Raw genomic sequence first — 12,127 nt, forward strand, 5'->3', positions numbered from 1 at the left:
CTACGGACCTGTCGTCCCCATGAGGATCCGCGCGTCCTCGTCGACCCAGTCGAGAGACTTCGACACGGCCTTCTGCCACAGCCGGTAGCGCCGCTCGCGCTCGTCCTCGGGCATGCGGGGCTCGAACCTGACGTCCTCCTGCCAGTGGGCGCGCAGCGCGTCGCGGCTCGTCCACACGCCGGTGGCGAGTCCGGCGGCGTAGGCGGCGCCGAGCGCGGTGGTCTCGACGACCTTCGGCCGGACGACGGGGATGCCGAGGATGTCGGCCTGGAACTGCATCAGGGCGTCGTTGCGCGTCATCCCGCCATCCACGCGCAGCTCCTCGAGGGCGCGCCCGGTGTCGGCCTCGACCGCCTCGATGACGTCGCGGGTCTGGAACGCGGTCGACTCCAGTGCTGCCCGCGCGATGTGGCCCTTGTTCACATAGCGCGTCATGCCGACGAGCGCTCCGCGGGCGTCGGGACGCCAGTACGGCGCGTACAGTCCCGAGAACGCCGGCACGAAGTAGGCGCCGCCGTTGTCGTCGACCGTGGCGGCGAGGGTCTCGACGTCCTCGGACCGCTGGATGATGCCGAGGTTGTCGCGCAGCCACTGGATGAGCGACCCGGTGACGGCGATCGATCCTTCGAGGGCGTAGCGCGCGGGCTCGCCGTCGCAGCGGTAGGCCACGGTGGTGATGAGCCCGCTGTCGGAGCGCACGATGTCGGTGCCGGTGTTGACGAGCAGGAAGTTCCCGGTGCCGTAGGTGTTCTTCGACTCCCCCGCCTCGAATGCGGCCTGCCCGAACGTCGCCGCCTGCTGGTCGCCGAGGATGCCCGCGATCGGGGTGCCGTGCAGAGTGTCCGGCAGGGCGGTCGTCCCGACGACTCCCGACGAGGAGCGGATCTCGGGCATCATCGCGCGGGGGATGCCCCACACGGCGAGCAGCTCGTCGGACCAGTCCAGCGTCCGCAGGTCCATCAGCAGCGTGCGCGAGGCATTGGTGACGTCCGTGACGTGGATGCCGCCGCGTGCGCCGCCGGTGAGGTTCCAGATCACCCACGTGTCGGGGGTTCCGAAGACGAGGTGTCCCGCCTCCGCGGCATCCCGTGCACCCGGCACGTGGTCGAGGATCCAGGCGATCTTCGAGGCCGAGAAGTACGTCGCGAGCGGAAGCCCGGTCTGCTCGGCGAACCGGAAGGTGCCGCCCTCGCCCTCGGCGGCGAGTTGGTCGATGCGGGGCTGCGTGCGCGTGTCCTGCCACACGATCGCGTTGTGCACCGGGCGCCCGGTGCGGCGGTCCCAGACGATCGCGGTCTCCCGCTGGTTGGTGACGCCGACGGCGGCGACGTCGGATGCCGCGATCCCGGCGCGCGAGAGGCACGAGGCCACCACCCACTCGGTGCTCGTCCAGATCTCGACGGGATCGTGCTCGACCTGACCGGCCCGGGGGAAGATCTGCTCGTGCTCGCGCTGCGACACGGCGACGACGCCGCCGGTCGCGTCGAACACGATGGCCCTCGTCGAGGTCGTCCCCTGATCGATCGCCAGGACGTGATCGGCCACCGCGGCCTCCTTCCTCGCGGGCATCGACGCCCGCACGGCTGCTGCGCCGGCGTCGCCGGCTGGGGTCAGGCTATCGCGAGGCGGTGGATGCCCCGGCCCATGTCGGGTCGGCGGCATGCACGCGCTCCAGCCCGAGCTGCGTCTCGGCCACGACGCGGTCGGCATCCCAGCCGAGCACGGGCGCGACCACCTCGGCGATCTCTCTGACGGCCGCCGCGGACGCGCCGCCGGTGAACGCGATGCTCGTGCGGCGCAGCAGGAGGTCGGCGACGTGGACGACGTCCTCAGTCGCGGCGAGGTGCCGCAGCTCAGCCGTGCTGTAGCCGGCGAGGTGAGTGAGCTCGGTGTCGTCGGCGTCGTCGGCGATCGCCGCGATCACCGCCGTGGCGACCGTCCCGTAGCGGTCGAGGAGCGTCGCGACACGGGCTGCCGGGAGTCCGTCGGCGTGACCGGCGATCCACTGCCGTCGCGCACGCTCCGTGGCGGGGTAGCCCTTTCCGCCGCCGATCGGAACGCCCTTGGTCGAGCGTCGGCGCGGCCGGGACAGCAGTTCGAGCGCGCGGTCGGCGAGGTGCTCCGCGGACGCGCGGAAGGTCGTCCACTTCCCCCCGACGAGCGACAGGACGGTCGCGTCGCCGCCGACGAGGGGCGCGGACTCGATGCGGTAGTCGCGCGACACGAATCCGGGGGCGAGGTCGCCGTGACCGGGCAGGGGTCGCACGCCCGAGAAGCGGTACACGATCTGCGAGCGGTCGACCACGATGCGCGGGAGCACCTGCCCGATGAGGTCGATGAAGTAGTCCACCTCGGCTTCGGTGCACACCGCGGGGTGTCGCATGTCGTGCTCGAGATCGGTCGTGCCGACGAGCACGCGGCCCTTGAGCGGGTAGATGAGCACGATGCGGCCGTCGGCGTTCTCGAAGAAGAGCTCGCGGCCGCCGGTCGCCGCCAGCAGCTCCGGGTGGTCGAGCACGATGTGCGAGCCCTTCGTGCCGCCCATGTAGCGCGTGGGGTCGCCGAGCGCGAGGTTGGTCAGGTCGGTCCACGGTCCGGAGGCGTTGATGACGACGGATGCCGCGAACGGCAGCTCTTCGCCCGACTCCTCGTCGCGCAGCACGACGCGGCCGTCCCGGACTCCGGACGCGGCCGTGTAGTTCGCGGCGCGGGCGCGATCGCCTCCGGCCTCCCGCCCGTCGCGGAGCACGTCGACCGCGAGCCGTTCGGGATCGTGCAGCGAGGCATCCCAGTAGGTGGCGGTGTACTTGACGCCCGGGTTGAGCGCCGGGAGCTCCTGCAGCGAGCGCTTGCGGCCCCGGAAGGCGTGCCGCGGCACGCGGCCGCCGCCGCGCGAGAAGGAGTCATAGATGACCAGGCCGATCTTGATGAGCGCCGCACCGCGCTCGGTGTGCTTCCCCCCGCCGTGGCGGAGGAACCGGAGCGGAGCGCTGAGCACACCCGAGAAGGTGGAGAAGATCGGGATGGTCGTCTGGAGCGGCCGGACGTAGTGGGGCGCGATCCGGAGGAGGGCGTTGCGCTCGGTGACCGCCTCGTGGACGAGTCGGAACTCGCCGTTCTCGAGGTAGCGGATGCCGCCATGGATCATGTGAGAGGAGGCCGCCGAGGCCCCGCTGACGAAGTCGCTGCGCTCCACGAGGGCGACGTCGACGCCCTGCATCGCGAGGTCGCGGAAGGTGGCGAGGCCGTTGATACCGCCCCCGACGATCAGGACATCGGCGTATGGCCGATCCTTCAGTTCGTCGAACCCTCGTGCGGTGCGCCCGGTCATCGCTTCCCCCGTATCGGTCGTTGTGACCCCTCCATGATGACACCGCTGGCCGTTCTTGCAGGCCGTCTGCACATACGTGCAAGAATGTCGGCGTGGACGAGCTGAACGAACCGCGCACGGTGCAGCGCGCGCTGACGGCCGCGCACCTGTACTACGTGCAGGACCGCACCATGGAGGCGATTGCGCGCGAACTCGGCACGTCGCGCTCGACTGTCTCGCGACTCCTGGCCCACGCTCGAGCCACCGGGATCGTCGACATCCGCATCCGCTCCCCCTTCGAGGGCCCGCAGCGGAGCGAAGAGCTGCTGGCCACCCGATTCGGAATCGCCGCGCACGTCGTGCCCGTTCCGGACGACGCGACCGAGGTGGAGAGGCTCGAACGCGTCGCGGTCGCGTCGGCGCACCTGCTCAGCGAGGTCGTCCAGGCCGACATGACCGTCGGGGTGGCGTGGGGGTCGACGACCGCAGCGGTGAGCCGGCGACTGGTCCCGAAGACCGTCCACGGCACGACGTTCGTGCAGCTGAACGGCTCGGGAAACACCCACACAACGGGCCTGCTGTACGCCAGCGAGATCCTGAGCCGCTTCGCCACGGCCTACGGCGGCAGCGCGCAGCAGTTCCCCGTCCCGGCGTTCTTCGACGACCCCCGCACGAAGCACGCCATGTGGCGCGAGCGCAGCACCCGCCGCATCCTCGCGATGCAGGGCGCGATGGACCTCGTGGTCTTCAGCACCGGCTCGGCGGGGTCGCAGGTTCCCAGCCACGTCTACTCCGGCGGGTACCTCGAAGCCCAGGAGCTCGCCGCCCTCGACGCCGAAGGGGTCGTCGGCGACGTCGCGACCGTGTTCTTCCGCGCCGACGGCACGAGCGACGGCATTCCGCTGAACGAACGGGCGACCGGACCGCAGTTCGACGTGCTCCGGCGCGTGCCCCGGAGGCTGTGCATCGTGTCCGGGGTGTCGAAGCTCGACAGTCTGCGCGGCGCCCTGGCCGCCGGGCTCGTCACCGACCTCGTCGTCGACGAGGCCGTCGCGCGCGCACTGGCCGGGTGATCCTCCGTTCACCCACCGACGTTCACTCACCGACGCGGAATGAACTCGCGTCGCCGACGTTGACTACACTCGAGAGCATCAACGTGCTCCGGGGTCGGTGAGAATCCGAACCGGCGGTGACAGTCCGCGAGCCAAGGCATCAGCATCCGATCGGGTGCCGCCACGGCCGATCCGGTGGAATTCCGGAACCGACGGTGATGCGACGAGAGATCGTCGCTAGTCCGGATGGGAGGCAGCACGGGCGACGCGTCAGCGTTGCCGGCTTCCCGTGCCCCCGGAACACCGCGAGGTGAAGACGGAGGACACGGATGATGGCGACACCGGCCGAGCTGGACGCGATGCGTCGCGCGCTCGACCTTGCGCTGCGGGGGCCGCGGGGCGTGAACCCTCAGGTCGGCGCCGTCCTCCTCTCCCCCGACGGCGAGATACTCGCCGAGGGGTGGCACCGCGGCGCGGGCACCCCGCACGCCGAGGTCGCGGCGCTCTCGCAACTCGAGCCGGGCGCCGCGCGCGGCGCGACCGCAGTGGTGACGCTCGAACCCTGCAACCATCACGGCCGCACCGGGCCCTGCGCGGAAGCGCTCCTCGAGGCGGGTGTCGCGCGCGTGGTCTACGCGATCGACGATCCCAATCCCGAGTCGAGCGGCGGCAGCGGGCGCCTGCGGGCCGCCGGCGTCGACGTCGAGTCCGGCCTGTGCGCCGACGAAGCGCACGCACTGCTCGATTCGTGGCTCACCGTGCAGCGCCTCGGCCGCCCGCACGTCACCGTCAAGTGGGCGCAGAGCCTCGACGGCCGCGCCGCCGCAGCCGACGGCACGAGCCAGTGGATCACCGGTCCCATCGCCCGCGCCGACGTCCACCGCCGTCGGGCGCAGGCCGACGCGATCGTCGTCGGCACCGGCACGGTCCTCGCCGACGACCCGGCCCTGACCGCCCGGGCAGAAGACGGGTCTCTGTACGAGTCGCAGCCGCTCCCCGTCGTGCTCGGCGAGCGCGACGTTCCCGACGACGCGGCCGTGCGGAGGCATCCACTGGCCTTCGTCCAGTACCCCGGAGATCTCGAGGCGACCCTCGCCGATCTGCGCACCCGCGGCGTGCACTCCGTCTTCGTCGAGGGCGGACCCTCCGTCGCGGCCTCGTTCGTGCGCGAGGGTCTGGCCGACGAGTTCGTCGTCTACGTCGCGCCGGCCCTGCTCGGGGGCGACCTGCTCGCCCTGCGCGATGTCGGCGTCTCGACCATCGACGAGGCGATCCGGCTGACGTTCACGCACGTCGAACGCCTCGGCGACGATCTGCTGCTCGTCGCCACCCTCTCAGAAGCCTCAGAAGGAGCGAGCTGATGTTCACCGGAATCGTCGAAGAGATCGGCGAAGTCACCGCGGTCGAGCCCTCCGGCGACGGCGTGCGAGTCACGGTCCGGGCGCCGAAGGCGGTGTCGGATGCCGCGCACGGCGACTCGATCTCGGTCAGCGGCGTGTGCCTCACGGTCGTCGGCCAAGGAGCCGACTGGTTCACCGCCGACGTGATGCGCCAGACGCTCGACATGTCGACGCTCGAGGGCGTCGCGCCCGGTCGGGCCGTGAACCTCGAGCGGGCGACCGCCGCGCACGGCCGCCTCGGCGGCCACATCGTGCAGGGCCACATCGATGGCACGGGCGAGGTCATCGAGGTGCGACCGGGGGCCGAATGGCAGGTGCTCCGCATCGCCCTCCCCGCGCACCTGGCGCCTCTCGTCGTCGACAAGGGCTCGATCGCCGTCGACGGCGTGTCGCTGACCGTGAGCGACACGAGTCCCGTCGAGCCGGTGGACGGCGTCCACTGGTTCGAGGTCTCACTCATCCCCGAGACGCTCTCGGCGACGACGCTCGGCGCGCGCCGAGTGGGTGATCTCGTCAACCTCGAGACCGACATCCTGGCGCGCCACGTGCAGCGCATGCTCTCTTTCACCGCTGCGGCCACGCCCGGCCGCGGCATCCCCGCATTCTCCGCGGCTGAGTCCGCACCGACGGAAGGAGGCTCGGCATGAGCCTTTCCACGATCCCCGAGGCCCTCGACGCCCTGCGCGCCGGGCGGCCCGTCATCGTCGCCGACGATGAGAATCGCGAGAACGAGGGCGACGTCGTCCTCTCCGCGCAGCTGGCCACCCCCGAGTGGCTGGCGTGGACGGTGCGCTGGTCGAGCGGCTTCATCTGCGCGCCCATGCCCGCCGAGTGGGCCGACCGGCTCGACCTCCCGCCGATGGTCGAGGTCAATCAGGACGCCCGCGCGACGGCGTACACGGTGAGCGTCGACGCCGCCGACCGTGAGTCGACCGGCATCAGCGCCTCTGACCGCGCCCACACGTTGAACGTGCTGGCGAACCCCGAATCGGTGCCGGCCGACCTGATCCGCCCCGGGCACATCCTTCCCCTGCGCGCCGTGGACGGCGGCGTGCGCGAGCGCGCCGGTCACACCGAGGCCGCGGTCGAGCTGATGCGCCTGGCGGGCGTGGAGCCCGTCGGCGCGATCGCCGAGGTGGTCGCCGAGGACGGGTCGATGATGCGCCTTCCCGGTCTCCTCGAGCTCGGGGAGCGCGACGGGGTGCCCGTCATCACGATCGAGCAGCTCATCGCCCACCTCGACGAACACGCACCGGTGGATGCCGCGGCCACTCCCGGACACAAGCGCCGGGTGAGCCTCCGGGCCGAGGCGCTCGTGCCGACCTCGCACGGCGAGTTCCGGTTCCTCGCCTATAAGGACCGCATCACCGGCACCGATCACCTGGCCGTGATCTCGGGAGAGATCGGCGAGGCGCCGCTCGTGCGCGTGCACTCCGAATGCCTGACGGGCGAGGCGTTCGGCTCGCTGAAGTGCGAATGCGGGCCGCAGCTCGACGCGGCGCTGGACGCGATCGAGCAGGACGGCGGCGTGGTGATCTACATGCGCGGCCACGAGGGTCGCGGCATCGGACTCATCAACAAGCTCCGCGCATACTCGCTGCAGGAGCGCGGTCTGGACACCGTGGACGCCAACCTCGCCCTCGGGCTCCCCGCGGATGCCCGCGACTACGCCGCCGCCGCCGGCATCCTCGCCGACCTCGGCGTCGACAAGGTGCGTCTGCTCACCAACAACTCCGACAAGGTCAAGCAGCTGCGGGAGTTCGGGCTCGACATCGTCGAGCAGGTTCCGCTGCTCGTCGGGGTGGGGCCGAACAACCACCAGTACCTCGCCACCAAGCGCGACCGGATGGGTCACCTGATCGACGAGGCCGACCTCGCCGACGCGCTCGCGCAGATGCACGAAGGAGCGGAGCGTTGAGCGGGAAGGGCGTGCCTCAGGCCGGAGCGCCCGTCGACGGGACGGGTCTCGACGTGGTCGTGATCGCGGGCACGTGGCACGACGAGATCACGGACGGCCTCATCGCCGGATCGCGACGTGCGCTCGATGCGGCCGGAGCGACCTGGCGGCTCGTCCGGGTGCCCGGGTCGTTCGAGCTGCCCGTGGCGGCGAAGGCCGCCCTCGACGCCGGAGCGGACGCCGTCGTGGCGCTCGGGGTCATCATCCGCGGAGGGACGCCGCACTTCGAGTTCGTGTCGTCGGCGGCGACCGACGGCCTCACGCGCGTCGCGCTCGACACCGGCAAGCCGGTCGGCTTCGGCGTGCTGACGCTCGACGACGAAGCCCAGGGGATCGCCCGGGCGGGGCTTCCCGGGTCGGAAGAGGACAAGGGGTACGAGGCCGCCGACGCCGCCCTCCGCACGGCGCTGGTGCTGCGGGAGCTCCGCGGCGAGTGAGGCGGGCCTTGCTGGCGCTTCCACGGTCGCGGGCATAGCCTCACGACCATGGAGTTCCTTCGCCATCTGGTCCTGCTTTTCCACCTCGTCGGCTTCGCGATCCTCTTCGGCGCGTGGGCGGTCGAGCTCGTCAACGGTCACCGCGGCGTCACGCGGCTGATGAACTGGGGTCTCGCCATCGCGGCCGTGGCCGGCCTGATCCTCGCCGCACCCTGGGGCATCGAGTATGAGCTGAACTACGTCAAGATCGGCGTGAAGCTTGTGATCCTCCTCGTCATCGGCGCCCTGCTCGGCATCGGCGCCGGGCGCCAGCGCAAGGGAGGCAAGGTTCCGCCCGCGGTCTTCTGGTCGATCGGCGTCCTCACGCTCGCGAACGCCGCGATCGCCGTGCTCTGGCGCTGACAGCGCGGACGACAGCACCGTGGATGCCGCGGCCCCGCCGGGTCGCGGCATCCGTCGTTCCGGCGCCGCTGGTTGGCACCGCGGGAGTCCTTCGCGCTGCAGTTCCTGACGCGCGCTGCGCTTGTCCCCCGCGCTGCAGTTTCCGACGCGCGCTGCGCTTGTCGTCCGCGCTGCAGTTCCCGACGCGCGCTGCGTCGCGCGACGCCGCGTCCGTCGCGAACTGTAGCGTGCGGCGGGACTGGCCGCGGAACCCATCGCTCCCGCGCTGCCGTACCTTAGCCGCGAGATCTCCCGACGCGCGCCGCGCTTGTCGTCCGCGCTGCAGTTCCCGACGCGCGCTGCGTCGCGCGACGCCGCGTCCGTCGCGAACTGTAGCGCGGGGCCGCGCTCCACGCAGGACAGCTGAGCCGAGTGCGCCGAGCCGCCGGCTGTGCGAGTGGACGCTGAAGGTGCCGCTCGTGGACAAGGCGCAGGGGAGGATGCTCGCCGAGGGCGACCTGTTCCGTGCCGCTCTGCCCGACGAGGGGCGGTTCGGATGCTCCGACCTCCGTCTCGCGAAGCCCGCGGTCAGTCGAGGAAGAGGGCGCGCAGTCGCTTGGTCGTGAAGACGAGCCCGATCGCGATCATCACGACGAAGTAGAGCACGTGCCACCACATGTCGGGCGACAGGATGCCGGTCGTGAGGCCTCGCACGAGCTCGACGCCGTGCCACAGCGGGAACGCCATGATGACGTGCTGGACCCACTCGGGGTAGACCGTGATCGGATACAGGGTGGCCGAGAAGAGGAACATCGGCAGCAGCACGAAGTTGATCCAGTCCATGTGCTGGAACGTCTTCATGTAGCTGGTCACCGCCATCCCGACGCTCGCGAAGCCGAAGGCGATGAGCAGCACCGCCGGGATGGCGAGGATCGCGGTCGGTGCGAGGTTCAGGCCGAGGATCTGCATGATGAGCATGAAGCCCGTCGCGTAGAGCAGACCCCGAAGCAGGGCGTAGAGGATCTCGCCGAGCGCGACATCGAGCGGACCGAGCGAGGTGGCCAGCATCCCCTCGTAGAGCTTGCCGTAGTTGAGCTTGAAGAAGACGTTCCACGTCGAGTCGTAGATCGCCCCGTTCATGGCCGAGACCGCCAGCAGGGCCGGCGCGATGAAGGCCGCGTACGAGACCTCGGCGCCGCCGGACGTCTCGACATCGCCGATGATCGACCCCAGGCCGATGCCCATCGAGGCGAGGTAGAAAACGGGCTCGAAGAAGCCGGAGAGCACGACGATCCAGCTCGAGGAACGCGCGGCGATCAGCCCGCGCTGGACCACGGACTGGGGGTTGCCCGCCCACAGCGCCCGCACGCCGCCCCGGCGGATCACCGGGGCTTCGGTGGTGGTCGTCACGGCGCTCACTTCGCGAGCCTCCTCTCGAACAGGCGCCGGGCAACGATCAGACCGCCGACGGAGAGGACGAGCAGATACACGGTGCTGACGACGATCATGATCGGCGGCGTCGGCTGACCGTACATCACCACGCGACCCAGCTCGCTCGCGTGCCACAGCGGCGAGATCCAGCCGATCCACTCCAGCCAGTCCGGGAGAGCGCTCAGCGGGTAGAACGTGCCCGAGAACAGGAACATGGGCATGAAGATGAAGCGCTGGACGAGCGCGAACTGGCCCTTGTCGTCCTCGATCGAGGCGGCGTATGCCATCAGCGGAATGCCGAAGGCGAGTCCGCCGAGCAGCGCGATGAAGACGGCGATCCACGCCGTCGCGGGGCGCGTCGCGTCGGGCTGGAGCCACGAGAAGAAGAGCAGGATGAAGGCGAAGTACAGCACGACGGTGACCGCCATGCGCGCCCCGGCTCCGGCGACGACGCCGTTGGCGATCTGCCCGGACGACAATGGAGACGCGTTGAAGCCGTAGAAGTACCGCCGCCACTTGAATCCGGACATCACCGGGTACGTGAACTCCTCGGACGCGACCGCGATCGCCGAGGTCATGAGCAGCGCGGGAGCGACGAACACGAGGTAGGGCACCTGCTCGCCGCCCACATCGATCGGCGCGTCGATCAGCGCAGCCAGACCCACCGCGAGACCGAGCAGGTAGAGCACGGGCTGCCCGAGGGCGCCGATGATGATCGTCCAGCCGTACGCACGCATCGCCCGCACCATGTGCTCGGTGACGTAGAGCGAGCCGAGACCGCGCGGCTTGCGCCCCCACTCCATCGCCTCTGCGCGCAGCTCGTCGAGCGTCGGCTCCGTACCGACCGTCGCGCCGCCGGGAACCGCGTCGCTCATTCGATCAGCGACCTTCCGGTGAGGCGCAGGAAGACGTCCTCCAGACTCGATCGCCGCACGAGGCTCGTCAACGGGTGCAAGCCCCGCTGGGTCACCTGCTCGAGTGCCGCCTCGCCGTCGGTCGCGTACACGAGCACACGGTCGGGCAGCACCTCGACGCGGTCGCCGATGCCCTGCAGCTGCGGCGCGACCTGCTCATTGCGCTCGGAGCCGAAACGCACCTCGAGCACCTCGCGGCTCGAGTGCTCGCGAATGAGCGAGGCGGGCGTGCCCTCGGCCATGATGCGTCCCTTGTCGACCACGATCAGGCGGTCGCACAGCTGCTCGGCCTCGTCCATGTAGTGCGTGGTGAGGACCAGCGTCGTGCCCCGCTCCTTGAGACGGAACAGACGGTCCCACAGCACGTGGCGGGCCTGCGGGTCGAGCCCGGTCGTCGGCTCGTCGAGCAGGAGGATGCGCGGGTCGTTGATGAGACCGCGGGCGATGGTCAGACGGCGCTTCATGCCGCCCGAGAGGGCGTCGACCTTGCTCTTGGCCTTCTCTTCGAGGGCGGCGAACGCGAGCAGCTCGTCTGCCTTCTGCGCGCACACCTTGCCGGGCAGCCCGAAGTACCGGCCGTAGATGTAGAGGTTCTCGCGGGCGTTGAGCTCGCCGTCGAGGTTGTCCTGCTGGGGGACGACGCCCAGCCGGGAGCGGATCTCGGGTCCGTAGCGGTCGGGGTCGAGCCCGAGGATGGAGAGGTCGCCCGCCGTCCGCGTCGAGACGGCGCCGATCATCTTCATGGTCGTGGACTTGCCGGCTCCGTTCGGCCCGAGGAGCCCGAACGACTCCCCCGGCGCCACCTCGAACGAGAGCCCGTCGACGGCGAGGAAGTCGGGCTTCCCCTTCACCTTGTAGGACTTGACGAGGTTCTTCGCATCGATCACGGGCGCGGGCACCGGACTACCCTAACCCCCACCCGCGACACCGATCCTTCGTCAACTTACGTTGACAACCTCGCCGAGCGTCAACTATGGTTGACAACCGGATGCCGCGACCGCGGCGCGGATCGGAGGGGGCCGTGAGCGGCGATGACCTGCGCACCCTGATCGGGTCGACGCCCGAGCGCGAGCCGCTCGCCGAGCTCCACCGGCTCGCCGACGCGCGGCGCGAGCTCTCCCGCGCCGAGGAGGTCGCCGTGCGCCGCGCCCGCAACCTGGGCTTCTCCTGGCAGGCGATCGCCTCCGCCCTCGGCGTGAGCCGACAGGCCGTGCACAAGAAGTACGGTCGAAGATGAACCCCCAC

The 12,127-nt window shown here is 70.6% G+C and carries 12 protein-coding genes and 1 riboswitch; of the genes, 7 read left to right on the plus strand and 5 right to left on the minus strand.

Annotated features, from left to right (window positions below):
- Together glpK and ACFQ0P_RS01995 are read right to left on the minus strand one after the other, a co-directional pair.
- On the minus strand, positions 1–1,545 hold the full coding sequence (gene glpK / locus ACFQ0P_RS01990) for a glycerol kinase GlpK (RefSeq protein ID WP_204980054.1): 1,545 nt from the start codon (positions 1,543–1,545) through the stop codon (positions 1–3).
- A gap of 70 nt (positions 1,546–1,615) precedes the next feature.
- Complete coding sequence (locus tag ACFQ0P_RS01995; protein WP_204980055.1) at positions 1,616–3,331, minus strand: glycerol-3-phosphate dehydrogenase/oxidase; 1,716 nt, start codon at positions 3,329–3,331, stop codon at positions 1,616–1,618.
- A gap of 92 nt (positions 3,332–3,423) precedes the next feature.
- On the opposite strand from ACFQ0P_RS01995, the gene ACFQ0P_RS02000 reads away from it, so the two are divergent.
- The 6 genes from ACFQ0P_RS02000 (at position 3,424) to ACFQ0P_RS02025 (ending at position 8,558) form a co-directional block, all read left to right on the plus strand.
- Positions 3,424–4,383, plus strand: a complete 960-nt coding sequence (locus ACFQ0P_RS02000) for a sugar-binding transcriptional regulator (RefSeq protein ID WP_204980056.1) — start codon at positions 3,424–3,426, stop codon at positions 4,381–4,383.
- 80 nt (positions 4,384–4,463) lie between these two features.
- Positions 4,464–4,625, plus strand: a riboswitch (FMN riboswitch).
- 66 nt (positions 4,626–4,691) lie between these two features.
- Complete coding sequence (gene ribD, locus ACFQ0P_RS02005; RefSeq protein ID WP_378771181.1) at positions 4,692–5,723, plus strand: bifunctional diaminohydroxyphosphoribosylaminopyrimidine deaminase/5-amino-6-(5-phosphoribosylamino)uracil reductase RibD; 1,032 nt, start codon at positions 4,692–4,694, stop codon at positions 5,721–5,723.
- Entirely contained in the window at positions 5,723–6,409 is a 687-nt protein-coding gene (locus tag ACFQ0P_RS02010; protein WP_204980057.1) for a riboflavin synthase, read from the plus strand. The genes ribD and ACFQ0P_RS02010 overlap by 1 nt, the downstream gene beginning before the upstream one ends.
- Complete coding sequence (gene ribA / locus ACFQ0P_RS02015) at positions 6,406–7,680, plus strand: GTP cyclohydrolase II (protein ID WP_204980058.1); 1,275 nt, start codon at positions 6,406–6,408, stop codon at positions 7,678–7,680. The genes ACFQ0P_RS02010 and ribA overlap by 4 nt, the downstream gene beginning before the upstream one ends.
- Complete coding sequence (gene ribH, locus ACFQ0P_RS02020; RefSeq protein WP_204980059.1) at positions 7,677–8,156, plus strand: 6,7-dimethyl-8-ribityllumazine synthase; 480 nt, start codon at positions 7,677–7,679, stop codon at positions 8,154–8,156. The genes ribA and ribH overlap by 4 nt, the downstream gene beginning before the upstream one ends.
- A 48-nt stretch (positions 8,157–8,204) precedes the next feature.
- Positions 8,205–8,558 (plus strand): Fe-S protein, encoded by a 354-nt coding sequence (locus ACFQ0P_RS02025; RefSeq protein WP_204980060.1) that lies wholly within the window; start codon positions 8,205–8,207, stop codon positions 8,556–8,558.
- Between the two features lie 567 nt (positions 8,559–9,125).
- On the opposite strand, the gene ACFQ0P_RS02030 is transcribed toward ACFQ0P_RS02025, so the two are convergent.
- From ACFQ0P_RS02030 to ACFQ0P_RS02040, 3 genes are read right to left on the minus strand one after another with little or no spacing between them, the layout of a single operon-like run.
- Positions 9,126–9,956, minus strand: coding sequence for an ABC transporter permease (locus ACFQ0P_RS02030; RefSeq protein ID WP_378771184.1), 831 nt, complete (start codon positions 9,954–9,956; stop codon positions 9,126–9,128).
- The gene (locus ACFQ0P_RS02035; protein WP_204980061.1) at positions 9,953–10,843 is read right to left on the minus strand and encodes an ABC transporter permease; all 891 of its coding nucleotides are present in this window, start codon (positions 10,841–10,843) and stop codon (positions 9,953–9,955) included. Before ACFQ0P_RS02035 ends, ACFQ0P_RS02030 begins: the two co-directional genes overlap by 4 nt.
- A complete protein-coding gene (locus ACFQ0P_RS02040) occupies positions 10,840–11,781 on the minus strand; it encodes an ABC transporter ATP-binding protein (RefSeq protein ID WP_204980062.1) in 942 nt (313 codons plus the stop codon). The genes ACFQ0P_RS02035 and ACFQ0P_RS02040 overlap by 4 nt, the downstream gene beginning before the upstream one ends.
- A gap of 122 nt (positions 11,782–11,903) precedes the next feature.
- On the opposite strand from ACFQ0P_RS02040, the gene ACFQ0P_RS02045 reads away from it, so the two are divergent.
- Entirely contained in the window at positions 11,904–12,119 is a 216-nt protein-coding gene (locus ACFQ0P_RS02045) for an AsnC family protein (protein WP_378771186.1), read from the plus strand.
- The last annotated feature ends 8 nt before the right edge of the window (positions 12,120–12,127 follow it).

It is taken from the genome of Microbacterium insulae (assembly GCF_042677065.1).
Lineage (GTDB): Bacteria > Actinomycetota > Actinomycetes > Actinomycetales > Microbacteriaceae > Microbacterium > Microbacterium insulae.